Below are 24,535 nucleotides of genomic sequence, written 5' to 3'. Positions count from 1 at the left end.
CATTTGCCCGGTTTATTCCAGCTTAATTCGACAACCACCGCTGGCATTCAGGTGGTGGATGCTCAAGCGCGCTTGGCCACGATGAAGATGCGCGGGAAGCGCAGCAGCACCTTGCCGGTAGCCGTTTTCGGATAGGCTTTGGCGATCTTGGCGGTGTAGCTGTCGAGGAACAGCTTCTTCTCATCCGCATCGAGCGGATCGAGGAAGGGCTTCAGCCCCGTCGCTTTTACCCATTCGACGATCGCCTCGGCATCGGCCAGCGGATGGTTGTAGATGGTATGCCAGATGTCGAGCCGGTCGGCGAGCGGCGATAGAAGATCGTAGTAGAAGGAAACCGGCGGCAGCGGCCCGCGCGCCGCGCCCTCGAGCTTCGCCGAGAACGGCATCTCGGCCGCCGTATCGCGCATCAACTGGTGCGACGGCTCGCCGAGATTGTCGGGCATCTGGATGGCGAGGGCGCCGCCTGGCGCCAGCAATCCCATCAGCCGCTGGAACACCGCCGGATGCTCCGGCAGCCATTGGAAGACGGCATTGGCGAAAATGACGTCGACGGCATGCTCGGGCTGCCATCCCGCGGCGTCCGCCAGCTCGAAATTGACATTCGGCAGCCGCGCCCGCGCCTTCTCGATCATGTCGGGCGAAGTATCGAAACCAAGTACCTCGGCATCCGGCCAGCGCTCGACCAGAAGCTCGGTCGAGTTGCCGGGACCGCAGCCGATATCGACGACGCGACGCGGAAAATCGACCGGCACCTGCGCCACCAGATCCCTCGCGGGCCGTGTGCGCTCATCCTCGAACTTCAGATATTGGGCGGCGGACCAGTCGGTTCTTGGAGTTAAACTCATTAGCAACTCGTATCGTATGCTCCACCACTGAATTCATCAGCCAGCCGACGAGAGAGAACGTGGAGTTCGGATTAGGGAAACGCAAGCGTCTTACAACAGCGGATCGCAGAATGCACGAGTGTGGACCGAGGAATGGGCGGCTCAGTGGCTTTACTGCCCCAACTGCGGAACCGGTCGGCTAACGCGGTTCACCGCGAATCTTCCTGTTGCCGATCTCTTCTGTGACAGCTGCTCAGATCAATATGAGCTGAAGAGCAAGAAAGGGGAGTTCGGCGCGAAGATAGCTAATGGAGCGTATGGAAAGAAAATCGAACGTCTGACATCAAACACAAACCCGAATTTCATCCTGCTCAAGTACAATCTCGATCGCAGGATGGTTCTCTCCGTGTGTATGATTCCCAAGCATTTTTTTACGCCAGATATTGTTGAAGCGCGTCCTCCATTAGGACCTCACGCTCGCAGGGCTGGCTGGATTGGGTCGAACATCGTCATCTCGCATATTCCAGATGCGGGCAGAATCTATTTGGTCCGAGATGGAGTCGTGACCCCGAAGGAATTAGTTGTCTCTGCTTGGCAGCGGACCCGATTTCTGCGTGACGCGGACTCCAACGCGCGGGGCTGGTTGCTCGACATGATGAAGTGCCTTGATCAGCTCGGCCGCAGCGAATTCGATATTGGGGACGCCTACTCCTTCGAAAGATTCCTTTCCCAGAAATACCCAAACAACAGTAATGTGAAGCCGAAGATTCGTCAGCAGCTGCAGTATCTAAGAGATCGCGGATACCTCGAATTCATCGGTCGCGGACGATACCGTTTGACTGTATAATGATCTTTTTTTGGGGGATCAGGGGATCAAATGGCGTGGTATCTCAATAGCTATCACTGCTATCGTTGTGATCAATACTGGGTCGAACAATGGTCCTGCGGTTGCGACAGCGAATGCCCTTACTGCGAGGCTCGCAACGTCACTGCATTGGATAGTCACGACCTAAGCGTGCTGGTTGTGGAAGAAGACCACCGCTTTGTAGTACTCGCCTCCCCACCGACAGCCGAGCATAGACCCGATTACAAGCCTGTGGGCGCGTTTGACACGCCCACAGTCGCTGAAGCATTTGCCGACGAAGTTCGACTTCGAAACTCGGCTTGAAGCCAGGCTACAGGTAATCTGCCAAGCCAAGTTCCTACCGCGTCAGCCGCTTGTGGGTCATGCGGTGCGGAGTCGCCGCTTCGGCGCCCAGGCGCCTCAGCTTGTCCTTCTCATATTCCTCGAAATTGCCCTCGAACCATTCGACATGCGCGTCGCCTTCGAAGGCGAGCATGTGGGTGGCCATGCGGTCGAGGAACATGCGGTCGTGGCTGATGATGACGGCGCAGCCGGCATAGGCTTCGAGCGCGTCTTCCAGAGCGCCCAGCGTTTCGGTGTCGAGGTCGTTGGTCGGTTCGTCGAGCAGAAGAACATTGCCGCCGCCTTTCAGCATCTTGGCCAGGTGGACGCGGTTGCGCTGGCCGCCGGACAGGTTGCCGACCTTCTGCTGTTGGTCGCCGCCGCGGAAGTTGAACGACGAGCAATAGGCGCGGCTGTTGACCTCGTGCTTGCCGAGCTTGATGACTTCGGCGCCGCCGGAGATCTCTTCCCATACCGTCTTGTTCGGGTCGAGCGCGTCGCGGCTCTGGTCGACATAGCCGAGCCGCACCGTCTCGCCCTTGCGGATCGAGCCGGCATCCGGCGTTTCCTGGCCGGTGATCATCTTGAACAGCGTCGTCTTGCCGGCGCCGTTCGGGCCGATGACGCCGACGATGCCGCCCGGCGGCAGCTTGAACGACAGGTTCTCGATCAGGAGCTCGTCGCCGAAGCCCTTGTTGAGGCCTTCGACCTCGATGACGAGATTGCCGAGGCGCTCGCTCGACGGGATGACGATCTGCGTGTCGGTCGGCTTGCGGTTCTGCGACTGCTCGACAAGTTCCTCATAGGCCTTGATACGCGCCTTGGATTTGGTCTGGCGCGCCTTGGGCGAGGACTGGATCCACTCGCGCTCGCGCCAGATCGACTTCTGGCGGGCGTCGTCCTCGCGGCCTTCCTGGATCAGGCGCTTGGCCTTGGCGTCGAGATATTTGGTGTAATTGCCCTCGTAAGGGATGCCGCGGCCGCGATCGAGCTCGAGGATCCAGCCGGTCACGTTGTCCAGGAAGTAGCGGTCGTGGGTGATGATCAGCACCGAGCCCGGATAGTCGCGCAGGTGCTTTTCCAGCCATTGCGTGGTCTCGGCGTCGAGATGGTTGGTCGGCTCGTCGAGTAGCAAGAGGTCGGGCTGCTCGAGCAGCAGCCGGCAAAGCGCCACGCGGCGGCGCTCGCCGCCCGACAGGTTGGTCACTTCGGAGTCAGGTGGCGGACACTGCAGCGCGTCCATCGCCATTTCGACCTGCTGCTCCAGGTCCCAAAGATTGAGCCGGTCCATCTCGTCCTGGAGCTTGGCCGACTCGTCCGCCGTCTCGTCGGAATAGTTCATCATCAGCTCGTTGTAGCGCTCGATAATGGCGGTCTTCCTGGCGACGCCGTCCATGACGTTCTCGCGCACGGTCTTGGTGTTGTCGAGCTGCGGCTCCTGCGCCAGGTAGCCGACGGTTGCGCCCTCGGCCAGCCATGCCTCGCCCTGGAACTCCTTGTCGAGCCCGGCCATGATGCGCAGGATCGTCGACTTGCCCGAGCCGTTGGGGCCGAGAATGCCGATCTTGGCATCCGGATAGAAGGACAGGTGAACGTTATCGAGCACCTTCTTGGTGCCATAGGCCTTCGACAGGCCGGACATGTGATAGATGAACTGGCGAGCCACGCGCGCTTTCCCTGGAAACTGAAGTGTCAAGGTGGATGGGGGTTGGGCGCTATGTAGGCGATGAAGCGTCGAACGGCAATCGCTTTCGGCGCGAAACGCGCCAATCCGCGCGGATTCGCCGGTTTGCGGTGCCCAAATTCACTCAGGGCTTTTTCGGCGCTCTCGCGATCGTGCGAAATCAGAGCTTAACCATTCGCCTTCAAAACGATGTTAGGTTGGGAAATCGCGGCCACGCTGCGGTTTCGGGGAAGGATCGGATCGACGACGTGCTGAACGGTGCCCTGCTCCTTGCCGAAGCGGTTCTCTATTTCGGCGCCATGGTCACGCTTTTCCGTTTCCGGCGCCGCATCGGGCTTGGCGTGTTCATCTGCGCGCTCGGCGTCATGCATTTCCTCGAAACCTACCTTGCCAGCGTCTTCTATGTCGCGCTGCCGTTCGGGCTGGTGTCGCCGGGCTCCGCCGTGCTCTTCTCCGGCAAGCTCGTCATGCTGCTTCTGCTCTACATGAAGGAGGATGCGGCGACGGTTCGCCAGCCGATCTACGGCCTGCTGCTTGGCAACGCCGTGATGATCGGGCTGGTGCTGGTCCTGCGCCTGCACGCGATCGCTCCACTTCCAAGCGGCAAGCTTCCCGACATCGCCTTCATCGACGAGATGGGTTGGCTGATGGTCTGGGGCACCTCGCTGCTCTTCGTCGACTCCATCCTGATCATTCTGCTCTACGAGAAGCTCGGCAGCTATCTGCGCGCTAGGCCATTCATGCGCATCCTCGCATCGGTCGCCTGCGTGCTCACCTTCGATCAGGCCGGCTTCTTCACCGCGCTGCATTTCGTCGCCGGCGCGCCGCTCGAGGTCTTCTTCGGCGGCTGGTTCGCAAAGATGGGCGCCGCGCTTGCCTATAGCGGTATGCTCGTCGCCTATCTGAAATGGGTCGAAGACCACGATGTCGCTGTGCCGCGCGGCCTCTCCGACATTTTCGACGCCCTCACCTATCGCGAACGCTACGAAGCGCTGATCAAATATGTCGGCCGCGACGGCCTCACCGGCCTGCTGCATCGCGGCAGTTTCGATGCCGACGGCGAGTCCGCGGTATCGTCGGCCATCAGGATGGGCAAGCCGCTCAGCCTGCTCATTGTCGACGTCGATCATTTCAAGTCGATCAACGACAGCTTCGGTCATGCCGAGGGCGACAAGGTGCTGAAATCGATGGCTGCCCTGCTGGCCGAGACCGTCGGCGGCAACGATCAGGTGTTCCGCATCGGCGGCGAGGAATTCGCCGTGCTGACGCAACAGTCGCACGCGCCGGCCAGGCTGCTCGGCGAGACTATCAGGAACGCCACGAAGACCTCGGCGCATACCGGCCGCTACAACATCACCGTGAGTGCCGGCGTCTCCACCGTCAGCGAGACGACGCGCTGTCTTGCCGACATTTTCGCGCTGGCCGACCAGCGCCTCTACAAGGCGAAGTTGAGCGGCCGCGACCGGGTGGTCGGCGAACCCGGCAGCGAGGCGATCATCCTGCAGGCGGCCCCCAGATCAGCCTGACAAAGAACGGGCTGACCAAAATTCTCGCCTATTGAAAACCGATCGCGTCGACCGTGCCCTTCGGGCAACCGGCCTTGGCTGTCGGCGCCGACGCCATCAGGAGATCGGCCAGCTTGCTGTCCGGGCCGATCGGACCGGACAGGCCGAGCGTGATCTCGCCGATCATACGCCTGCCGCTCGACGGATCGACCAGACAGGACACGCGTACGCGATCCCCGGCGCCGGGACCGAAAGCCTGGTTGAAGGCGCCGCGGATCGCATCCGACGTCAGCTGCTTGCCGATGTTCTTGTTGAACAGATCGCGCACCGCCGAGGCGTTCACCGCCCGCATCAGGTTCAGCGCATCTGAGAAATAGTCCTGCTGGTTCTTGCCGTAGCAGGTACCGTGCTTGATCCATTCGTGGCGCTCGAGCCTGGACGCCGTGCCCGGCATCACCTGGTCGAGCTCGGCACGCGTCTTTGCGTCGAGCTCGACCGGCGGCAGGTCTCCCCAATGCGCCGGATTGTCATTGGCCTTGTCGTTCGCCGAGACCTGGCAGTAGAAATTGCCGTTCGGCTGCGGCCACAGCCCATGCAGCGTGAAGTGCGAGGCATCGAACTCGCTCGGGCTCTGTGCCTTGCATTCGGGCTTGCTCGCCTTGGTCTCGCAGAAAGCCGGCTGCCAGCTCAGCGCAAAGACATATTCGGGTTTTCCGGAGGCTGACGGCGACGGTTTGGCCTGGCCGGAAGGCGCCGGCATTGTCGCAGCGCTGCCGCCGCTGACATGACCGCAGCTGATCTTCACCCAGCGCCGCTCGGGATCGGCGCCCGGCACCTGGATAAGGTAGTGCGTGGGCTCGTCCTTGTTGCCGGCAAGAAGGTCGTAGCTTTTGCCGGCTTCGGTCGAGATGTTGCCGGGGTTCTTGCCGCTCTTGATGGCCTGCGTCGCCGGGCAGGCGCTGTCGGCAACGAACGTGCCGCTCATCTTCACGTCGGCATGCGCCACCCCGGCGCCGGCCAGCGCCAGCACCATCGAACCCCATAATGCCCAAACCCGCATCCCGCTCTCCCGGCGATCATTGAACCGTATTGGATACGTCACACTAGAACAGTCGACGTGTCAGAATTGCGATCTTTTTCGCCGCTCGAAAAAACAATCCCCAGCTGAGCGCTTCCCATTGGCATGTTCGCAAGAGCCCTGCGCGCCTCTGCGAGATGACCGATTTCCCGGTAGTGCATCATTTTGAAATCCGGCGCTTTACGAGATTGCGCGCGGGGCCTTCAACCAAGCCAATGATGAGCTAGCCACGCGAGGTACAATCCGGCTATGGCCGCATAGATAAAGCCGACCGGACCTTTGGGGACGGGCTTGTGATGCGCCACGCGTGGCCGTGGCTGCATATAATAGGATAGCAGTTGCCGTTGTGAGACGATTAGCATCTGCTCCATCTCGTGGCGCCCTTCTTCTCTTGCCCGCTTTGAATCCAGGCGCTCCTGAGCGTAGAGTTGTCTCGCATGTTCCGAGGCCGAGAGTGAGTTTTCGTCTAGCCACGCTTTGAATTTGCCGGGCCTAACGAGGACTTTGGCGTGGGTGAAGTCGCGTCGATGGAGTCTCTTCGCCTTGGAAGCTTCAAAATCCGTATGCCACTCTTCCCAAGTCTCCGGCATGTCATCGGCGCCGGCAAGCTTGCGGATAAGAGGATAATCCTTAGCAGTGTAAACTGGGATAGCTTTGAATCCGCGGGTCATTGCAAGCCTTCCCCTTCTCCCAAGAAGAGGATGCGACACCCAAGGCTTAGTGTCCAGAAAGCTACCCAGCCATCATGAGCTGCACCGTCCCGCTCTGCTAAGCTAGGGATAACTGCCCTTTCCACACAACTTGGCCGCGGGCTGCGACAAATCGACTCGGATTCCGTGTGGACTTTTGGTAATTGTGAAGACTGCTGAACCGAACTGATTCGGGGCAGCAAAAAGGCGGGCCGCAGTGCGAATGCGAACCCGCCTTTCATGACTAGCCTGAAGTCGATTGCTATCCGAGTCAGGCAAGGTCGAAAGAAGCTATATAAGCCTCCCGTTGACTCGGAGTTTATACAGCGAGTCTGACGGCCTTTCAACTCGGATAGTGCGCGCTGAACAAGGAAAAGCGCACATGACTGAGGACAATATTGTCCCATTCCCGCGCCGCCGTCGTTCTCCGGACGTTACCCCGGAAATGGCGGCAAAAATCAAGCACCTGCTCAACCTCGGAATGACGCAGCACGATATCGCTGCCCGTTTCCGGATCAACCAGGGCCGCGTAAGTGAGATCAACACCGGGATGAAGTTCCCCGGCGTCTCGCCGTCCTCACAGCTTGATCTATTCTAGACCAGTCCAGCCCCGGCTCACAAGGCCGGGGCCTTTTTCTTGCAGGTCGCGGGCCGTCTCGGCGCTTCGGCACGGGCGTCGATCAAGCTGACAATCCATTCGACATCGCGAAGGGTTTCCGAAACGCCGGCGTAGCACGATGGCAAGCGCGCTCATCCTCTTGACGCCGGCAAACGCCGCGCCCAACAGTCGCCGAGGGAGCGACACATGCCATTTGACAGAAAGACCAGCCTGGCCTCACCGACCGGGGCCGACCTCAACCTCTATGTGAAACACGCGGAGGCGAAGCCACGCGCCGTGGTCCAGATCAACCATGGACTGGCCGAGCACGCGGCGCGTTATGCCCGCTTTGCCGATTATCTCGCGCCGCGCGGATTCCATGTCTATGCCCATGACCATCGTGGCCATGGCGCGACGAAGGCGCCCGACGCGCCGCTCGGCAAATTCGCCGATAGCGACGGCATCGCCAAGGTGATCGCCGATGTCGAGGCCGTGCACGACCTGATCGCGGCCGAGCATCCCGGCTTGCCGGTGATCGCCTTTGGACATTCGCTGGGCGCCTCGGTGGCGCTGAACTTTGTCCTGCGCCATTCCGGGCGTGTCCATGCCGCCGCGATCTGGAACGGCAATTTCTCGCAAGGCCGGCTCGGGCAACTGGCGCTTGGCATTCTAGGCTGGGAGCGGATGCGGCTCGGCTCAGACGTGCCGTCGCGGCTTCTGCCCAAGCTCACCTTCCAGGCTTGGGGCAAGGCGGTGCCAAATCACCGGACCCCGTTCGACTGGCTGTCGCGCGACCCGGTCGAGGTCGACAAATATATCGCCGACCCGCTCTGCGGCTGGGATGCGTCGGTCTCGATGTGGCGCGACGTAGTCGACATGGCGCTTCACGCCGGCAAGGATTCCAGCTTCACCGGCGTCCGCCGCGATCTCTTCATCAACCTTGTCGGTGGCGAGAAGGACCCTGCGTCGGACTACGGCAAGGCGGTCCATCACCTGGCAACGCGCATGCAGGCCATGGGCTTTTCGAATCTGGTTTCAAAGGTTTACCCGGAAACCCGCCATGAAAGCCTGAACGATATCAATCGCGATGCCGTCATGAATGATTTCGTCGCTTGGGCGGACAGCGTGCTCAAATCCTGATCCGGCTTGGCCCACTGCAAGGGCCGTGACAGGTGCGGCTGCTGTTGATAGAGCCTGCGTTTCCGACCCCATTACGGTGATCCATGGCCGAACCTCCGCTGAAAGGCATCCGCGTTATCGAGCTCGCCCGCATCCTGGCCGGTCCCTGGGCCGGACAGTTGCTCGCCGATCTCGGCGCCGATGTCATCAAGGTCGAGAGCCCCGATGGCGGCGACGATACCCGCAAATGGGGTCCGCCCTTCGTCATGAGCCATGACGGCGAGAACCTGTCGGCCGCCTATTATCACTCCTGCAATCGCGGCAAGCGTTCCATCGCCGTCGATTTCTCCAAGCCCGACGGTGCCGAGACGCTGCGCAAGCTGGTCGCCACCGCCGACGTGCTGATCGAGAACTTCAAGCTCGGCGGCCTGAAGAAATACGGCCTCGACTACGAGAGCCTGAAGGCGATCAATCCGGGCCTCGTCTATTGCTCGATCACCGGCTTTGGCCAGGACGGTCCCTACGCGCCGCGCGCCGGCTACGATTTCATCATCCAGGCCATGGCCGGCATGATGTCGATCACCGGCGAGCCCGGCCGCGAGCCGCAGAAGGCCGGCGTCGCCATCTCGGATCTCTTCACCGGCCTCTATTCGGTGATCGCCATCCAGGCAGCACTGCGCCACGCCGAAAAGACCGGTGAGGGCCAGCATATCGACATGGCGCTCTTCGACAGCCAGATCTCAGCGCTCGGCAACCAGAACCTCAATTATCTGATTTCCGGCAAGTCGCCGGTGCAGATGGGCAATGCGCATATGAACATCGCCCCTTACGAGGTGCTGCCGGTCAGGGACGGCCACATCATCCTGGCGGTCGGCAATGACGGCCAGTTCGGCAAGTTCTGCGCGGCGGTCGGGCTGACCGATCTGCCCGCCAATCCGGATTTCGCCACCAATCCCGCCCGCGTCGCCAATCGCGCCAAGCTGCGCGAGCTGATCATCGCGACGCTGAGCACCTGGGACCGCGATCCGCTGTTGGCGAAGCTCGAGGCTGCCGGCGTGCCGGCAAGCCCGATCAACACCATTGGCCAGATGTTCGACGACCCACAGACCATCGCGCGCGGCATGCGGCTCGATCTCGACGACGGCCACGGCAATCGCCTGCCTTCGGTGCGCGCGCCGATGGTGATGTCGGGCACGCCGCTCGTCTATGAACGCCCCTCGCCGCGCCTTGGCGAGCACACGGACGAAATCCTTGCCGAATTGGAGAGAGCAAAATGAAGACCGGCGGACAACTGATCGTCGAGGCGCTGGAAGCGAACGGCACCGACCGCATCTTCTGCGTTCCGGGCGAATCCTATCTCGCCGTCCTCGACGCGCTGCACGACTCTTCGATCCGCACCATCGTATGCCGCCAGGAAGGGGGTGCTGCGATGATGGCCGACTGCCAGGGTCGGCTGACCGGCAAGCCCGGCATCTGCTTCGTCACCCGCGGCCCCGGCGCCACCAATGCTTCGGCCGGCGTCCATATCGCCATGCAGGATTCGGTGCCGATGATCCTGTTTATCGGCCAGGTCGCCAGCCACGCCAAGGAGCGCGAGGCCTTCCAGGAGGTCGACTACAAGCGCTTCTTCGGCGACATCGCCAAATGGGTGGTCGAGATCGACGATGCCGCGCGCATCCCCGAATTCGTCACGCGCGCCTTCGCTGTGGCGACGTCCGGCCGTCCCGGCCCGGTGGTTATCTCGCTGCCCGAGGACATGCTGACCAGCGAGGTCGAGGCTCCGGAAGCGCTGCCGTACACGCCGGTCGAGACGCGCCCGGGCGAAGCCGAGCTCGACGCGCTGGAGATGTTGCTGAGCAACGCCAAGCGGCCGTTCGTCATCCTCGGCGGCACGCGCTGGAACGAGGAAGCGGTGGCGCATTTACGCCAGATCGCCGAGGCCTGGTCGCTGCCGGTCGGCTGCTCCTTCCGCCGCCAGATGCTGTTCGACCATCTGCATGCGAATTATGCCGGCGATGTCGGCATCGGCATCAATCCCAAGCTGGCGGAGCGGATCAAGCAGGCCGACGTCGTGCTCTTGATCGGCGGCCGCCTTGGCGAGATGCCGTCTTCCGACTACACGCTGCTGAAGAGTCCCTACCCCGACCAGGCGCTGGTGCATGTTCATGCCGATGCCGGCGAGCTCGGCCGCGTCTACCGGCCGACGATAGCGATTAACGCGTCGCCCGCCGCTTTTGTCGAGGCTTTCGCCAGGCGCAAGCCAACGGCCAAGCCTGCCTGGGCGGCCGAGACGGAAAAGGCGCACGCCGCCTATCTCGAATGGTCGACGCCGCCGCAGACCGGCCCGGGCGCTGTCCAGATGGGCCCGATCATGGACTACCTCGGAAAGGTTCTGCCGGAAGATGCCATCCTCACCAATGGCGCCGGCAACTATGCCACCTGGGTGCATCGCTTCTACCGCTCGCGCCGCTTCGGCACGCAGGCGGCGCCCACGTCCGGCTCGATGGGCTACGGCACGCCCGCGGCGGTCGCCGCCAAGTCGCTGTTCCCGGATCGCACTGTGGTTGCCTTCGCCGGCGACGGCTGCTTCCTGATGAACGGCCAGGAGTTCGCGACGGCTGTCCAGTATGATCTGCCGATCGTCGTGATCGTCGTCAACAACGGCATTTACGGCACGATCCGCATGCATCAGGAGCGGGAATATCCAAGCCGCGTCGTCGCCACCACCCTCAAGAACCCTGACTTCGCGGCGCTCGCCCGCGCCTATGGCGGCCATGGCGAGACGGTGGAAAAAACCGCCGACTTCGCGCCGGCCTTCGAACGCGCGCGCGCCAGCGGCAAGCCGGCGATCGTCGAGATCAAGCTCGATCCCGAAGCGATCACGCCGACCCGCACGCTGACGCAGATCCGCGACAAGGCGTAAGGCAGCCTGCTGCCTTTCTGCCGGCTGCACGACAAAAGCGGCGGTGAACCGCCCCTTTTGCGTCTTTACATCGCCTTCTCGATCTGGCCGCGGATCTCACCGTCCTTGTTCTTGGCGGTGTGGACGTTGACGTAGTATTTGCCGGCTTCCAGATCGGCTGCCTGCGCGTCGGTCAACGTCGCCGATCCCTTGATCGGGCTCTTCAGCTTCTTGAACGGGATGACCGGGTCCGCGTTTGCGCCCATATCCGCCGGGCCGTGGATGTGGGCGGCCACGGCAGGCCCGCTGAGGCCGGAATATTTGACGTTCCAGCTGAGCTTCTTGCTGGTGGTGTCGAAGGTGAGTGTGGCGGTTCCCTTGCCCTTGGTGGTGACGGGCGGACTCTGCTGACTGCCGTCGAGCGTCGCCTTGTACTTCACCATCTCGGCCATGGCCGGCGATGCAAGAAGGAAGGCGGTCGAAACGGCCAAGGCCGAAAGCATCGGCACGGATAGGATGCGCATGAAGAACCTCCGTTGATTGCAGCATCCTTCGCGGCTCCCCGACGCGCGGATGCGCCAATCAACGGCTGAGCGGCCCGATGTATCCCGGCGCACACGGTTATTTTACCGCGGGGCAACGAGAAAGGGGCGGTCGCCCGCCCCTTTCCAACTTCCGCGCTGAGAGCGGACCTTACTTGATCGCCTTGTCGGTGATCGCGGTCGTGTAGGCGCCGCTCGCCTCCTTGCTGATGATCTTCTGGTCCAGCAGCGCCTTGGCGGTGCGCTCGTAAGCGGCCGGGATCAGCTTGCCGTCGGCATTGTCGACCAGCTTGGCCACTTCCTTCATCATGAACTTCTGGTGGTTCTCGTCCTGGCCGCCGGCGTCCACGACGATCTCGGCCGCCTCGTCGGTGTTCTCCGTGGCGTATTTCCAGCCCTTCATCGAGGCGCGCACGAAGCGCACCATCTTGTCCTCGAAGGCCGGATCCTTGAGCTTGTCCTCGAGCGTGTAGAGCCCGTCCTCCAGAAGGTCGTTGCCCATCGCGGAGTAGTTGAACACGACCAGGTCTTCCGGCTTGTAGCCAGCGTCCAGCACCTGACCGTATTCATTATAGGTCATCACCGAGATGCAGTCGGCCTGCTTCTGGATCAGCGGCTGCACGTCAAAACTCTGCTTGAGCACGGTCACGCCGTCGGGGCCGCCATCGGTCTTGAGGCCGATCTTGTTCATCCAGGCGTAGAACGGATATTCGTTGCCGAAGAACCAGACGCCCAGCGTATGACCCTTGAAGTCGGCTTCCGTCTTGATCGGGCCGTTCTTGGGGCAGACCAGTTCCATGCCCGCCTTCTTGAACGGCTGGGCGATGTTGACGAGCATCACGCCTTTGTCGCGGGCCGCGAGCGCGCCGCCCATCCAGTCGACGATGACGTCGGCGCCGCCGCCGGCGATCACCTGCTCGGGCGCAATGTCCGGGCCGCCCGGCTTGATGTCGACGTCGAGGCCTTCGGCGTCATAGAAGCCCTTGGCCTTGGCGACATAATAGCCGGCGAACTGGGCCTGCGTGACCCATTTCAATTGCAGTGTCACCTTGTCGGCGGCCATCGCCTGGAAGGCGGCCAGCGACATGGCGCCGGCCAGAGCAGAAATCAGCAGTCTTTTCATCTTATTACCCTCTGAAGTTAGCACCCAAACCCACCGCCCCTATCCACCTCGGACAGAGGGATGCCAAAACGTGACGGCTCTCTCGATGAGAGCGACCACGCCATAAAAGACCGAACCCGCCAGTGCTGCAACTGCGATTTCGGCCCACACCATGTCGATGTTCATCCGCCCGACTTCCGTCGAGATGCGGAATCCCATGCCGACCACTGGCGTTCCGAAGAACTCCGCGACGATGGCGCCGATCAGCGCCAGCGTCGAGTTGATCTTCAGCGCGTTGAAGATGAACGGCATGGCCGCCGGCAGCCTGAGCTTGAGCAAGGTCGGCCAATAGCCCGATGCATAAGTGCGCATCAGGTCGCGCTCCATATGCCCGGATGCGGCAAGGCCCGCCACCGTATTCACCAGCATCGGGAAGAAGGTCATGATGATGACGACAGCGGCCTTGGACGGCCAGTCGAAGCCGAACCACATGACCATGATCGGCGCCACGCCGATGATCGGCAGCGCCGAAACCATATTGCCGATCGGCAGCAGGCCGCGCCGCAGGAACGGCACACGGTCGGCCAGGATAGCAACGGCGAAGCCGGCGAGATTGCCGACGACATAGCCGATGAGCACCGCCTTGAAGATCGTCTGCCGCACATCCGATCCCAGGATCGGCAGCGAGTTGGCGATCCGCGCGCCAATGGCGCTCGGCGGCGGCAAGAGGATGAAGGGGATGCCGGCACCGCGTGTCACCGCTTCCCAGATGATCAGGATCCAGGCACCGAAGATCGCCGGGACGATCAGGCGCAGCGCGTTCCTTGCGACGCTCCCGCTCGGACGCAACCAGGAGAGCAAGGCAACGCAGCGCCAGGCAAGCAGCCAGGCAGCAGCAAGCAGCAGGAAATATGGCGCCAGCGCCGTGCCCTCGAAACCGGCTATGCCTTTGACTAAGAGCCAGGCTGCGGCATGGGCGCCGACGAAGAGCACGATGGCCTCAACGACCGGCGTCAGCCTTAAGGTCGAGACCAGCGCCGCAATGAGCAGCAGCCCGATGATCAGCCCCTTGGCGCCCATATGGGGATAGGCCAGCGTTGCGGCCGGCTCCGCCAGCGCGGCTGCCTCCGGCTTCGTAATTGCGCCAAGCGCAAAGGCGATGAGACAAAGCAGGATTGCCAGCACCGATTGCCATGATGGCTTCAGCCAATTCATGCCGGCCTCCCGCCCATGGCGCGGTCGACCAGGCGTCCGGCGATGCTCACGACCATCACCAGCAGCGCCGCGACGACGGACCCCGCGACCAGCGCCGACCAGATATCAATGGTCTGGCTGTAATAGGCGCCCGCAAGCAGCTTCGCGCCGATGCCGGCGACCGCACCCGTCGGCAATTCGCCGACGATGGCGCCGACGAGGCTTGCCGCCACCGCCACCTTCATCGACGTAAACAGGAATGGCACCGAGGCCGGTACCCGCAGCTTCCAGAAGGTTTGCGAGGCGCTGGCATTATAGGTGTGCATCAGGTCGAGATGCATGAGCTCGGGCGAACGCAGGCCTTTCACCATGCCGACGGCGACCGGGAAAAACGACAGATAGGTCGAGATCAGCGCCTTGGGAATCAGGCCGGTGATGCCGATCGCCGCCAGCACTACGATGATCATCGGCGCCACCGCCAGGATCGGAATGGTCTGCGAAGCGATGATCCATGGCATCAGGCTGCGGTCGAGCGTCGCCACATGCACGATACCCACCGCAATGACGATGCCAAGCGCCGTGCCGAAGGCAAACCCGAGCAGCGTCGAGGACAGCGTCACCCAGGCGTTGTAGACCAGGCTGCGGTTCGAGGTGACGGACCGCAGAAAAGTGTTTTCGAAGAAATTCACAGCCACCTGATGCGGCGCCGGCAGCGTCGGCTTCGGCTGCGCCAGCGTCTTGCCGATGAATTCGACGGCGCCGGGGGTTTCCTTGGCTCTGGCGTCGAGATCGCGCTGGAACGGCGCGTTGAGGATGACGGCGAAGACGTACCAGAGCACCACCACGCCGGCGAGGATGCTGGTGACGGGCATGATTTTCGAGCGGAAGGTGTCCATCTAGCGCTGCCCTTCTCCTCTCCCCCACGGGGAGAGGGTGGCCGGAGCGAAGCGAAGGCCGGGCACGTTCGACTGGAGTGCTGCGGCGCGGGTATTTTTCGTCATCCGAGGGCGGAGCAAGGAGCGAAGCGACGCGGCGCAGACCCTAGGATCCATTCCGTTACTTCTGAGCTCCGCAACGTTCCAGAATACAGCTCCCTGCGCCACGCTCTGCTCGTCGGGTATTCTGAGCCGCTTACGCCCTTCGACCAGCATTACGGAATGGATCCTAGGGTCTGCGCTCCGCTTCGCGTCGCTACGCCCTAGGATGACGAAATCGCGATGGCCGACTTCCTTAACACGCGGGGTGGCGCGCCTGTTCCGCCCTAGGATGACGAAGGCGCGAGTGGCCGTCCCCTCACCCGGCCGCTGCGCGGCGACCCTCTCCCCGGAGGGGAGAGGAGAGAGCTCATCCTCCCGCCCCTCAATCATCATAGCTATGCCCTGCCCTCAAGCCATCCCGCACCCGTGCGGCGATCGCCAGGAATTCAGGCGTCTCGCGGATGTCGAGCGGCCGCTCTCTCGGCAGCGTCGATTCGATGATGTCGGTGACGCGGCCTGGCCGCGGCGACATCACGACAATGCGCGTCGACAGATAGACCGCCTCGGGTATCGAATGGGTGACGAAGCAGATCGTCTTGTTGGTCCGCGCCCAGAGATCGAGCAGCTGCTCGTTCAGATGGTCGCGCACGATCTCGTCAAGCGCGCCGAACGGCTCGTCCATCAAGAGCAGGTCCGCATCGAAGGCGAGAGCACGCGCGATCGAGGCGCGCTGCTGCATGCCGCCGGAAAGCTGCCAGGGGTATTTCTTCTCGAAGCCGGAAAGGTTGACCAACTCCATCGTGCGCTTGATGCGCTCCGCCTGCTCGACTTGGCTGAGGCCGATGATCTCCAGCGGCAACGCCACGTTGCGCTCGATCGTGCGCCACGGGAACAAGGCCGCCGCCTGGAAGACATAGCCATAGGCGCGTTTCTCGCGCGCCTGCTCCGGCGTCATGCCGTTGACGGAGATCGCCCCGGCGGTCGCCTTCTCGAGATCGGCGATGACGCGCAGCAAGGTGGTCTTGCCGCAGCCGGACGGGCCGATGAAGGAGACGAATTCGCCCTTGCCGATGGTCAGATCGACATTGGACAGCGCCTGCACCGGACCGTCATTGGTCTGGAAGGTGAGGCCGAGCTTGCTTGCCGAGACGACGGCTGGCGGCTGTTCGGTCATTGGCTACAGCCTGCCTTTCGCAGCCGCTGCCGCGCTGTCCGCAATCCGGTTGATTTTATGATAGCGTTGCTTTCCACTCGTCCTGTCCCACCCGATCGACGCCGCCCGGAGCCTTGCCGATGTCGCCTAAACCCACCTGTCGTCTCGTTCGCCCCGAAAGCACCTATCAAGGCAAGCAGGGGCTGAGCTATTTCGCTGGCATCGCCGCCGAAACCGTCGGCTCCTCCGGCATCTGCATGCATCTTCTCACCATGCCGCCCGGCGCGCGCGCCAAGGCGCACATGCATGAAAGCCACGAGACGGCCATCTACGTGCTCTCCGGTGAAGTCCACACCTGGTACGGCGACCGGCTCGAACACCACACCGTCGTCAAGGCCGGCGACCTCTTCTACATTCCGGCGGGCGTGCCGCATCTGCCCGCCAATCTGAGCGGGGCGCCCTCCTCCGCGGTCATCGCCCGCACCGATCCCAACGAGCAGGAAAGCGTCGTGCTGCTGCCGGAACTGGATGGCCTCGTCGCTTGACCCTGACGGGATGACCGTCATTTGCATCGCGCGACTTCGCCCATCACATTGCCGTCTTCGTCAGCCACCACCAGCTTCTTCGCGTTCTTCACGCTGCGCTTGATGGTGAACCTGGTCGGCTGTCCCTCTTCGCCCTCAGCCTCGCATTTTGCCGTCACCACCAGCGATCCATCGGCCCGCGCTTGGCGGTCGCTGAAGGTGCAGGCGCTGGCCGCCGTGATCAGTTCCTTGTCGGTCAAAAGCAGCATCTTGTCGGCAGCGACCTGCTGGCCGTTCCGGTTGATGCAGCCATATTTGTCGCCATAGGGCTTGCTGAGGTCGATGCCGGCGGCAAGAGCCTGGCCGGCGGCAAGTATCACGGCCGCCGTGATCGCAAGATGAAGAGCCCGCATGGTCAGACCCCGGTGGCCGGAATGCCGGTTCGCTCGACCTTGCGCGGCGCGGAAATCTCCTTCCAGGTCGACAGCGCCCGGTTGACCGCGGCGTTCGGCTCGCGGGCGACGAACTCGCCATGGCCGGTCTTGGCCTTCACCTCCGCTTCCTCGATCGACAGCTCGCCGCGCGAGAAGACGAAGCGCGGCAGACCGGTCACCTCGACGCCTTCGAAGACGTTGTAGTCGATCACCGACTGCTGGTTCTTGGCCGAGATCGTCTTCTTGCGCTTCGGATCCCACACGACGATGTCGGCGTCGGCGCCTTCGACGATCGCGCCCTTCTTCGGATACATGTTGAGGATCTTGGCGATGTTGGTCGAGGTTACCGCGACGAACTCGTTCATCGTCAGCCGCCCGGTGTTGACGCCTCGCGTCCACAGAACCGGCAAACGGTCCTCGAGCCCGCCGGTGCCGTTCGGGATCTTGGTGAAGTCGCCGATGCCGTTGCGCTTTTGGCTTGTGGTGAAGGAGCAATGGTCGGTCGCCACCACCTGCAGCGAGCCGGCCTGCAGGCCTGCCCACAGCGAATCCTGGTGCCACTTGCTGCGGAAAGGCGGGCTCATCACCCGGCGCGCCGCATGGTCCCAGTCCTTGTTGAAATACTCGGTCTCGTCGAGCGTCAGGTGCTGGATCAGCGGCTCGCCGAACACCCGCATGCCCTTCTGCCGGGCGCGACGGATCGCCTCGTGGCTCTGCTCGCAGGAGACATGCACGACATAGAGCGGCACGCCCGCCATGTCGGCGATCATGATGGCGCGGTTTGTCGCCTCGCCCTCCACTTCCGGCGGCCGCGAATAGGCATGTCCCTCCGGACCATTGTTGCCGGCGGCCAAAAGCTTCTGCGAGAGCGCTGCGACCACGTCGCCATTCTCGGCATGGACCAGCGGCAGCGCGCCGAGATCGGCGCAACGCTGGAACGACGAGTACATCTCGTCGTCGTCGACCATCAGCGCGCCCTTATAGGCCATGAAATGCTTGAACGAGGTGATGCCCCGGTCGACGACTTGAGCCATCTCGTCGAACACCTGCTTGCCCCACCAGGTGATCGCCATATGGAAGGAATAGTCGCAGGATGCTTTCGAGGTCTTGTTGTCCCACATCTGCAGCGCTTCCAGCAGCGATTGCTGCGGCGCCGGCAGGCAGAAATCGACCACCATCGTCGTGCCGCCGGAGAGCGCGGCGCGCGTGCCGGATTCGAAATCGTCGGCCGAATAAGTGCCCATGAACGGCATTTCGAGATGGGTATGCGGATCGATGCCGCCCGGCATGACATAGCAGCCCGTGGCGTCGAACTCATGGTCGCCGTGCAGGTTGGAGCCGATGGCGACGATCTTGCCATGCTGCATCAGCACGTCGGCCTTCCAGGTACGGTCGGCGGTCACGATGGTGCCGTTCCGGATGACTTTGGTCATATCTGTTCCCCTGTTCTTTCGCGCTTCTTTGCGAGCGGCGTTGCGAGGTGACTGGTCTAGGCGGTCATCCAACGATTCCAGCTGTCTCGACCACCGCATGGAACAGCACATCGGCGCCCGCCGCCGCCCATTCCTTGGAGATGTCCTCGGCCTCGTTGTGGCTGAGGCCGCCGACGCAGGGGCACATGACCATGGTCGCCGGTGCCACCTTGGCCGCCCAGCAGGCGTCGTGGCCGGCGCCGGAGATGATATTCATATGGCTGTAACCGAGCTTTTCGGCGGCTGTGCGCACGCGGCCGACCAGCGTCGGATCGAAGGTCACCGGGTCGAAATGGCCGACCGCCTCGACCGAGCATTTCACGCCAAGCGCCTCGCAGATCTTCGGCGCTTCCTTTTCGATGCGGGCGCGCATGCCGTCGAGCTTGGCCTGGTCCGGCGAGCGGATGTCGACGGTGAAGACCACCGTGCCTGGCAGGACGTTCCGGGAATTGGGCGAGAACTTCACTTGGCCCACCCCGCCGACGGCGCCGGGCTGGTTCTCCATGGCGACCGTCTGCACCATCTCCAGGATGCGCGCCATGGCAAGGCCTGCATTGACGCGCATGTTCATCGGCGTCGAGCCGGTATGCGCTTCCCTGCCGGTCAGCGTGAACTCCAGCCACCACAGGCCCTGGCAGTGGGTCACCACGCCGATTTGCTTGTTCTCGGCTTCGAGGATCGGGCCCTGCTCGATATGGTATTCGAAATAGGCGTGCATCTTGCGCGCGCCGACCGTCTCGTCGCCCACCCAGCCGATCCGCTTCAGCTCGTCGCCGAAGGTCAGGCCGTCGAGATCCTTGCGGGCATAGGCATATTCCTGGGTGTGCACGCCGGCGAACACGCCCGAGGCGAGCATCGCCGGCGCGAAACGAGCGCCCTCCTCGTTCGTCCAGTTGGTGACGACGATCGGATGTCTGGTCTTGATGCCGAGATCGTTGAGCGAGCGCACCACCTCCAGGCCGGAAAGTACGCCGAGCACGCCGTCATATTTGCCGCCGGTCGGCTGGGTGTCGAGATGGGAGCCGACATAGACCGGCAGCGCGTCCGGATCGGTGCCAGCCCGCGTCATGAACATGGTGCCCATCTGATCCACGCCCATGGTGAGCCCGGCCTCATCGCACCAGGACTTGAACAGCTCGCGGCCTTGCTTGTCGGAATCGGTCAGTGTCTGACGATTGTTGCCGCCGGCAATGCCGGGGCCGATCTTCGCCATCTCCATGATGGAATCCCACAAGCGGTCTGAATTCACTCGCAGATTTTCACCAGGTGCGGCCATTTGCGGTTCCCATTTTCACCAGGGGTCTTGTCGCCCCTTGAGTGGTTTGCATCCTGACCGTATGGTCAGCTTTCAGACTACACAAGCTGACCAAGCGGTCAACGAGAATCTTGGGGGAGACATGAGCGAATCCACCCGTCCCATGCGGCGGCAGGACATAAGGCGGGAGAATGAAAAAGCAATTCTGCTCGCCGCCGAAAAGGTGTTTGCGGAAGCCGGGTTCGGCGGCGCCACGATGCAGCTGATCGCCGATCTGGCGGGACTGCCAAAGGCAAATCTCCACTATTATTTCGCCACCAAGGAAGAGCTCTACCGGTCCGTCGTCCAGAACATTTTCGAGATCTGGCTGCAGGCGGCCAATTGCTTCGACGCGGCGCGCGGCCCGGTAGACGGCATCAGCGCCTATATCGACGCCAAGATGGAAATATCGCGTCGCCACCCGGACGGCTCGAAGGTCTGGGCCTCGGAAGTCATGCACGGCGCGCCCGTGCTTCAGGACTATATGGAATCGACGCTGCGCGAATGGACCGACGGTCGCGTCGAGATCATCAGGCGCTGGATCGAGGAGGGCAAGATGGACCCGGTCGACCCGCGTCATCTCCTCTACATGCTCTGGGCCACGACCCAGCATTACGCCGATTTCGGCCACCAGATCGAGACGCTGAACGGCGGCAAGTCGCTCTCCGACCGGCAATGGCGGGAAGCCAAGGAAAACATCAAGCGGGTGATCCTGACCGGCATTGGCGCGCAGCCGGCCTGACTCGCACCGAAGGTCGGCGCTGCGGCGTCGACCTCAGCCGGCGGCTTCGCGGACACCCTCCCTCCACGGCAGAGTGTCCGCTCCGGCTTGTCAGTCGATCGACCTCAGCACCTCACGCACATGGTCGATGAGTTCGTTGATCTGGCCCTTGGTGATGATCAGCGGCGGCGACAGCGCGATGATGTCGCCGGTGGTGCGGATCAGCGCGCCGCGTTCGAACGCCTTGACGAAGGCTGAGAAGGCCCGCTTGGTCGGGCTGCCGGCGATCGGCGCCAGCTCGATCGCGCCGATCAGGCCGATGTTGCGGATATCGACGACATGCGGCTCGCCCTTGAGCGAATGCAGCGCGTCCTCCCAGTAAGGCGCCAGCTCCTCGCCGCGGGTCAAAAGGCCTTCTTCCTTGTAGGTGTCGAGCGTGCCGAGCGCCGCGGCGCAGGCGATCGGATTGCCCGAATAGGTGTAGCCGTGGAAGAACTCGATCATGTGCTCCGGGCCGGTCATGAAGGCGTCGTGGATCTCCTTCTTGACGAACACCGCGCCCATCGGGATGACGCCGTTGGAGACGCCCTTGGCGGTGGTCATGATGTCCGGCGTGACCCCGAAATAGTCCGCAGCGAACGGCGTGCCGAGGCGGCCGAAGCCGGTGATCACTTCATCGAAAATCAACAATATGCCGTGCTTCGTGCAGATTTCCCGAAGCTTCTGCAGGTAGCCCTTCGGCGGCAGGATGACGCCGGTGGAGCCGGCGACCGGCTCGACGATGACGGCAGCGATGGTCGAGGCGTCATGCAAGGTGACGAGACGCTCCAGCTCATTGGCGAGCTCGGCGCCATGCTCCGGCACGCCCTTCGAGAAGGCGTTCTTCTCCGGCAGATGCGTGTGCGGCAGGTGGTCGACGCCGCCGAGCAGTGTGCCGAACATCTTGCGGTTGGAGACGATGCCGCCGACCGAGATGCCGCCGAAATTGACGCCGTGATAGCCGCGCTCGCGGCCGATCAGACGGGTGCGCGAGCCCTCGCCGCGAACGCGGTGATAGGCGATCGCCATCTTGAGCGCGGTGTCCACCGATTCCGATCCTGAATTGGTGAAGAAGACATGGTCCATGCCCTTGGGCGCGATATCGACCAGGCGGTTCGCCAGCTCGAACACGATCGGGTGGCCCATCTGGAAGGCCGGCGCGTAGTCGAGCTCGGCAGCCTGGTTCTGGATCGCCTCGGTGATCTTCGGCCGGCAGTGGCCGGCGTTCACGCACCACAGGCCCGCGGTGCCGTCGAGCACCTTGCGGCCGTCGCTGGTGGTGTAGTGCATGTCCTTGGCGGACACGAACATGCGCGGCGCCTGCTTGAACTGCCGGTTTGCCGTGAACGGCATCCAAAATGCGCTGAGATCGTTCGGCGTGACTTTCAGCCGGTTGGACATGACCAGGACTTCCCCTTGTAAGCGTGTTTCGGTGCGGCCAACGCTTGGTCTTTGCTGCGTTTTCGTGCTACGCAAATTTTTGACCGGTTGGACAAACGTTAGCACCGCCTGTCGGCGGTCAGGGGATTACTAGCGGAAATGCGGCATAAAAAGCGCGCTCCACAGCCCAAGGAAAAACTGGTCCAGACAATTGGTCCAGAGAGCCGGCGCAAAGACGGCCGGCCAGGATGACGGCGGCGATGGAAGGCTCCGCTCCCCGCCGCACCCGCATCCAGCAGGAAAAGCGCGAGCTGATCCTGGAAGCCGCGCTCGAAGTCTTCTCCGCCAACGGGTTTCGCGGCTCGACCATCGACCAGATCGCCGAAGCCGCCGGCATGTCGAAGCCCAACCTTCTCTATTACTTCCGCCGCAAGGAGGACATTCACGAGACGTTGATGCAGCGTCTGCTCGACACCTGGCTGGCGCCATTGCGCGAGCTTGACGACATCGGCGATCCGCTGACGGAGCTCAGGAGCTATATCCGCAGGAAGCTGGAGATGGCGCGCGATTTTCCGCGCGAAAGCCGGCTGTTCGCCAACGAGATCCTGCAGGGCGCGCCGCGCATCAAGCCGATGCTGGAGGGCGAGCTGAAGACGCTGGTCGACGAGAAGGCCGCCGTCATCAAGGGCTGGATGCGCGCCGGCAAGATCGCCCGCACCGATCCCTGGCACCTGATCTTCTCGATCTGGGCGACGACGCAGCACTATGCCGATTTCGACGTCCAGGTCCGCGCCGTGCTCGGCGCCGACCGCGGCGGCGACGGCCGCTTCGAGGACGCAGCGCGGTTTCTGGAGCAGCTGTTCCTGGATGGGCTGAAGCCGAAGGGCTAGCGTCGACAAAATGGCCTAGCAGGTGGACCCGTATGTGGGGCCAACTTGTCCGCCGTGTTGTTTTTGCTGACCTTGGAGATTGGCCGCGGCGCCCATCACTTCGTCATCCACGGGCGGAGCAAGGAGCGAAGCGACGCGGCGCAGACCCGAGGATCCATTCCGTGACCTCGGAGCGCCGCTACCGTCCAGAATTCTGCACCGCTGCACCCACGGCAAAAGTAACGGAATGGATCCTCGGGTCTCCGCGTCCGCTTCGCTCCCGCTCCGCCCGTGGATGACGAAGTCGAGGGGACCTCACGCGCTGCGCCGCTCGGTTGGAAGCCCCTCGAGCAGCTTGCGCAATTTCACCACCGAGTTCTGCTCCGCCAGCGGCGTGTAGACGATCAGCCGCATGTCCGAGCCGTCGTCGATCGACAGGCTCATATGCTCGAACGTCATCGCGCCGGCGATCGAATGCCGCAGATGCTTCAGGCCGGAGAGCCGATGCACCACATCGCGCTGCGGCCACCATTCGCGGAACTCGGGGCTTGAGCGCATCATCAACTCGATCAGCCGCTCGAAATCCGGATCGCCGGTGTATTTCGCGCTCTCGGCGCGGAACGCGGCAAGGGTCGCGCGCGCCAGCTGCTCCCAATCCACCAAAAGGTGGCGCCGGTGCGGATCGGTGAACACGCCGTGGATGATGTTGCGGGCATCGCCCTCCAGCAGGCCGTAATCACCGAAAATGGCGACGGCCGCGTCATTCCATGCCAGCACGTCCCAGCGCGGGCCGACGACATAGGCGGGCTGCAGAACCAGGCTCTGCAGCATGTGCAGCAACGGCCCCTCGACCTTTCCCTGCACGATGCGGCGCCGCTCGGGCTGCTGGCGGCCAGCGAGCGTGAACAGATGCCGCTGCTCGGCGGCGTCGAGCCGCAGCGCCTGGCAGAGAGCCGACAGCACCTCGACCGAAGGCCGCACGTCCCTGCCCTGTTCCAGCCAGGTGTACCAGGTGGTGCCGACGCCGGCGATCATCGCCACTTCCTCGCGCCGCAGACCCGGCGTGCGCCGCCGCGCGCCGCAGGCGATGCCGGCGGTATCCGGCGAAAGCCTTTCGCGGCGGGACCGCAGGAAGGCGCCGAGCTCGCGCCGGCGGTGATCTTCGGGGGAATGAGTGATGACGTCCATATGCCTATTATAGCAGTACCGATACCAGGATAAAGTTTGAACTGTTAGCGCCCCGCGCGAT

General features: G+C 62.9%; 23 protein-coding genes. 9 read left to right on the top strand and 14 right to left on the bottom strand.

Translation table 11 applies throughout. The features are described from left to right. Positions 1-62: 62 nt before the first annotated feature. Positions 63-845, bottom strand: coding sequence for a trans-aconitate 2-methyltransferase (gene tam, locus FJ423_RS04730; RefSeq protein WP_140839647.1), 783 nt, complete (start codon positions 843-845; stop codon positions 63-65). A gap of 31 nt (positions 846-876) precedes the next feature. On the opposite strand from tam, the gene FJ423_RS04725 reads away from it, so the two are divergent. Further along, on the top strand, positions 877-1,671 hold the full coding sequence (locus tag FJ423_RS04725) for a DpnI domain-containing protein (protein WP_348642876.1): 795 nt from the start codon (positions 877-879) through the stop codon (positions 1,669-1,671). A gap of 355 nt (positions 1,672-2,026) precedes the next feature. Here FJ423_RS04725 and ettA read toward each other — a convergent pair whose 3' ends face one another. Continuing rightward, positions 2,027-3,676, bottom strand: coding sequence for an energy-dependent translational throttle protein EttA (gene ettA, locus FJ423_RS04715; protein WP_140839641.1), 1,650 nt, complete (start codon positions 3,674-3,676; stop codon positions 2,027-2,029). A gap of 266 nt (positions 3,677-3,942) precedes the next feature. Between ettA and FJ423_RS04710 the strand changes: the two genes are divergently transcribed. Next, complete coding sequence (locus FJ423_RS04710; RefSeq protein WP_140839639.1) at positions 3,943-5,220, top strand: GGDEF domain-containing protein; 1,278 nt, start codon at positions 3,943-3,945, stop codon at positions 5,218-5,220. A 28-nt stretch (positions 5,221-5,248) separates the two neighbouring features. Here FJ423_RS04710 and FJ423_RS04705 read toward each other — a convergent pair whose 3' ends face one another. Both FJ423_RS04705 and FJ423_RS04700 read right to left on the bottom strand, forming a co-directional pair. Beyond that, a complete protein-coding gene (locus tag FJ423_RS04705) occupies positions 5,249-6,259 on the bottom strand; it encodes a ribonuclease (RefSeq protein ID WP_095768964.1) in 1,011 nt (336 codons plus the stop codon). A 221-nt stretch (positions 6,260-6,480) separates the two neighbouring features. Continuing rightward, positions 6,481-6,948 carry a hypothetical protein gene (locus tag FJ423_RS04700; protein ID WP_140839637.1) on the bottom strand — a complete coding sequence of 156 codons (468 nt, stop codon included), beginning with the start codon at positions 6,946-6,948 and terminating at the stop codon, positions 6,481-6,483. 400 nt (positions 6,949-7,348) lie between these two features. Between FJ423_RS04700 and FJ423_RS04695 the strand changes: the two genes are divergently transcribed. The 4 genes from FJ423_RS04695 (at position 7,349) to FJ423_RS04680 (ending at position 11,606) form a co-directional block, all read left to right on the top strand. Further along, the gene (locus tag FJ423_RS04695) at positions 7,349-7,564 is read left to right on the top strand and encodes a hypothetical protein (protein ID WP_140839635.1); all 216 of its coding nucleotides are present in this window, start codon (positions 7,349-7,351) and stop codon (positions 7,562-7,564) included. Between the two features lie 207 nt (positions 7,565-7,771). Beyond that, positions 7,772-8,704: an alpha/beta hydrolase gene (locus tag FJ423_RS04690; protein ID WP_140839633.1), complete on the top strand. Its 933-nt coding sequence runs from the start codon at positions 7,772-7,774 to the stop codon at positions 8,702-8,704. Positions 8,705-8,787: 83 nt separating this feature from the next. Beyond that, positions 8,788-9,960 (top strand): CaiB/BaiF CoA-transferase family protein, encoded by a 1,173-nt coding sequence (locus tag FJ423_RS04685; RefSeq protein WP_140839631.1) that lies wholly within the window; start codon positions 8,788-8,790, stop codon positions 9,958-9,960. Then, positions 9,957-11,606 carry a thiamine pyrophosphate-binding protein gene (locus tag FJ423_RS04680; protein ID WP_140839629.1) on the top strand — a complete coding sequence of 550 codons (1,650 nt, stop codon included), beginning with the start codon at positions 9,957-9,959 and terminating at the stop codon, positions 11,604-11,606. Before FJ423_RS04685 ends, FJ423_RS04680 begins: the two co-directional genes overlap by 4 nt. A 65-nt stretch (positions 11,607-11,671) precedes the next feature. On the opposite strand, the gene FJ423_RS04675 is transcribed toward FJ423_RS04680, so the two are convergent. The 5 genes from FJ423_RS04675 to FJ423_RS04650 all read right to left on the bottom strand — a co-directional run bounded on the left by FJ423_RS04675 (position 11,672) and on the right by FJ423_RS04650 (position 16,574). After that, positions 11,672-12,109, bottom strand: coding sequence for a CHRD domain-containing protein (locus tag FJ423_RS04675; protein ID WP_140839627.1), 438 nt, complete (start codon positions 12,107-12,109; stop codon positions 11,672-11,674). A gap of 169 nt (positions 12,110-12,278) precedes the next feature. After that, complete coding sequence (locus FJ423_RS04670) at positions 12,279-13,250, bottom strand: ABC transporter substrate-binding protein (RefSeq protein WP_095768959.1); 972 nt, start codon at positions 13,248-13,250, stop codon at positions 12,279-12,281. A 39-nt stretch (positions 13,251-13,289) separates the two neighbouring features. Next, positions 13,290-14,444 carry an ABC transporter permease gene (locus tag FJ423_RS04665; RefSeq protein WP_140839625.1) on the bottom strand — a complete coding sequence of 385 codons (1,155 nt, stop codon included), beginning with the start codon at positions 14,442-14,444 and terminating at the stop codon, positions 13,290-13,292. After that, a complete protein-coding gene (locus FJ423_RS04660) occupies positions 14,441-15,319 on the bottom strand; it encodes an ABC transporter permease (RefSeq protein ID WP_140839623.1) in 879 nt (292 codons plus the stop codon). Before FJ423_RS04660 ends, FJ423_RS04665 begins: the two co-directional genes overlap by 4 nt. A gap of 463 nt (positions 15,320-15,782) precedes the next feature. Further along, positions 15,783-16,574 carry an ABC transporter ATP-binding protein gene (locus FJ423_RS04650; protein ID WP_095768956.1) on the bottom strand — a complete coding sequence of 264 codons (792 nt, stop codon included), beginning with the start codon at positions 16,572-16,574 and terminating at the stop codon, positions 15,783-15,785. Positions 16,575-16,687: 113 nt separating this feature from the next. Between FJ423_RS04650 and FJ423_RS04645 the strand changes: the two genes are divergently transcribed. Then, positions 16,688-17,098: a cupin domain-containing protein gene (locus tag FJ423_RS04645; protein WP_181174724.1), complete on the top strand. Its 411-nt coding sequence runs from the start codon at positions 16,688-16,690 to the stop codon at positions 17,096-17,098. 17 nt (positions 17,099-17,115) lie between these two features. On the opposite strand, the gene FJ423_RS04640 is transcribed toward FJ423_RS04645, so the two are convergent. The 3 genes from FJ423_RS04640 to FJ423_RS04630 all read right to left on the bottom strand — a co-directional run bounded on the left by FJ423_RS04640 (position 17,116) and on the right by FJ423_RS04630 (position 20,259). Next, entirely contained in the window at positions 17,116-17,490 is a 375-nt protein-coding gene (locus FJ423_RS04640) for a hypothetical protein (protein ID WP_140839619.1), read from the bottom strand. A gap of 2 nt (positions 17,491-17,492) precedes the next feature. Continuing rightward, complete coding sequence (gene hydA, locus FJ423_RS04635) at positions 17,493-18,944, bottom strand: dihydropyrimidinase (RefSeq protein ID WP_140839617.1); 1,452 nt, start codon at positions 18,942-18,944, stop codon at positions 17,493-17,495. A 64-nt stretch (positions 18,945-19,008) separates the two neighbouring features. Then, positions 19,009-20,259, bottom strand: a complete 1,251-nt coding sequence (locus tag FJ423_RS04630) for a Zn-dependent hydrolase (RefSeq protein WP_140839615.1) — start codon at positions 20,257-20,259, stop codon at positions 19,009-19,011. 121 nt (positions 20,260-20,380) lie between these two features. On the opposite strand from FJ423_RS04630, the gene FJ423_RS04625 reads away from it, so the two are divergent. After that, a complete protein-coding gene (locus FJ423_RS04625; RefSeq protein ID WP_095768951.1) occupies positions 20,381-21,019 on the top strand; it encodes a TetR/AcrR family transcriptional regulator in 639 nt (212 codons plus the stop codon). A 90-nt stretch (positions 21,020-21,109) separates the two neighbouring features. Here the strand turns inward: FJ423_RS04625 and FJ423_RS04620 are convergent, their stop codons facing one another. Next, complete coding sequence (locus tag FJ423_RS04620; protein ID WP_140839614.1) at positions 21,110-22,438, bottom strand: aspartate aminotransferase family protein; 1,329 nt, start codon at positions 22,436-22,438, stop codon at positions 21,110-21,112. A gap of 239 nt (positions 22,439-22,677) precedes the next feature. On the opposite strand from FJ423_RS04620, the gene FJ423_RS04615 reads away from it, so the two are divergent. Further along, entirely contained in the window at positions 22,678-23,307 is a 630-nt protein-coding gene (locus FJ423_RS04615; RefSeq protein ID WP_095769027.1) for a TetR family transcriptional regulator C-terminal domain-containing protein, read from the top strand. Between the two features lie 294 nt (positions 23,308-23,601). On the opposite strand, the gene FJ423_RS04610 is transcribed toward FJ423_RS04615, so the two are convergent. Then, positions 23,602-24,474, bottom strand: coding sequence for a helix-turn-helix transcriptional regulator (locus tag FJ423_RS04610; RefSeq protein WP_140839612.1), 873 nt, complete (start codon positions 24,472-24,474; stop codon positions 23,602-23,604). Positions 24,475-24,535: the final 61 nt, after the last annotated feature.

It is taken from the genome of Mesorhizobium sp. B2-8-9 (assembly GCF_006439475.1).
Classification (GTDB): Bacteria; Pseudomonadota; Alphaproteobacteria; order Rhizobiales; family Rhizobiaceae; genus Mesorhizobium.
Note: the sequence above shows the minus strand (reverse complement) of the source record. Positions and strands in the feature narration are given on the sequence as shown.

Excerpts from the sequence above, each read along its gene's own strand:
- FJ423_RS04680 (WP_140839629.1), top strand. The coding sequence starts at position 9,957 with ATGAAGACCGGCGGACAACTGATCGTCGAGGCGCTGGAAGCGAACGGC.
- FJ423_RS04620 (WP_140839614.1), bottom strand. The coding sequence starts at position 22,438 with ATGTCCAACCGGCTGAAAGTCACGCCGAACGATCTCAGCGCATTTTGG.
- FJ423_RS04695 (WP_140839635.1), top strand. The coding sequence starts at position 7,349 with ATGACTGAGGACAATATTGTCCCATTCCCGCGCCGCCGTCGTTCTCCG.
- FJ423_RS04700 (WP_140839637.1), bottom strand. The coding sequence starts at position 6,948 with ATGACCCGCGGATTCAAAGCTATCCCAGTTTACACTGCTAAGGATTAT.
- FJ423_RS04670 (WP_095768959.1), bottom strand. The coding sequence starts at position 13,250 with ATGAAAAGACTGCTGATTTCTGCTCTGGCCGGCGCCATGTCGCTGGCC.
- FJ423_RS04610 (WP_140839612.1), bottom strand. The coding sequence starts at position 24,474 with ATGGACGTCATCACTCATTCCCCCGAAGATCACCGCCGGCGCGAGCTC.
- hydA (WP_140839617.1), bottom strand. The coding sequence starts at position 18,944 with ATGACCAAAGTCATCCGGAACGGCACCATCGTGACCGCCGACCGTACC.
- FJ423_RS04630 (WP_140839615.1), bottom strand. The coding sequence starts at position 20,259 with ATGGCCGCACCTGGTGAAAATCTGCGAGTGAATTCAGACCGCTTGTGG.
- FJ423_RS04685 (WP_140839631.1), top strand. The coding sequence starts at position 8,788 with ATGGCCGAACCTCCGCTGAAAGGCATCCGCGTTATCGAGCTCGCCCGC.
- FJ423_RS04650 (WP_095768956.1), bottom strand. The coding sequence starts at position 16,574 with ATGACCGAACAGCCGCCAGCCGTCGTCTCGGCAAGCAAGCTCGGCCTC.
- FJ423_RS04640 (WP_140839619.1), bottom strand. The coding sequence starts at position 17,490 with ATGCGGGCTCTTCATCTTGCGATCACGGCGGCCGTGATACTTGCCGCC.
- FJ423_RS04690 (WP_140839633.1), top strand. The coding sequence starts at position 7,772 with ATGCCATTTGACAGAAAGACCAGCCTGGCCTCACCGACCGGGGCCGAC.
- FJ423_RS04625 (WP_095768951.1), top strand. The coding sequence starts at position 20,381 with ATGAGCGAATCCACCCGTCCCATGCGGCGGCAGGACATAAGGCGGGAG.
- FJ423_RS04660 (WP_140839623.1), bottom strand. The coding sequence starts at position 15,319 with ATGGACACCTTCCGCTCGAAAATCATGCCCGTCACCAGCATCCTCGCC.
- FJ423_RS04705 (WP_095768964.1), bottom strand. The coding sequence starts at position 6,259 with ATGCGGGTTTGGGCATTATGGGGTTCGATGGTGCTGGCGCTGGCCGGC.
- FJ423_RS04675 (WP_140839627.1), bottom strand. The coding sequence starts at position 12,109 with ATGCGCATCCTATCCGTGCCGATGCTTTCGGCCTTGGCCGTTTCGACC.
- tam (WP_140839647.1), bottom strand. The coding sequence starts at position 845 with ATGAGTTTAACTCCAAGAACCGACTGGTCCGCCGCCCAATATCTGAAG.
- FJ423_RS04615 (WP_095769027.1), top strand. The coding sequence starts at position 22,678 with ATGGAAGGCTCCGCTCCCCGCCGCACCCGCATCCAGCAGGAAAAGCGC.
- FJ423_RS04665 (WP_140839625.1), bottom strand. The coding sequence starts at position 14,444 with ATGAATTGGCTGAAGCCATCATGGCAATCGGTGCTGGCAATCCTGCTT.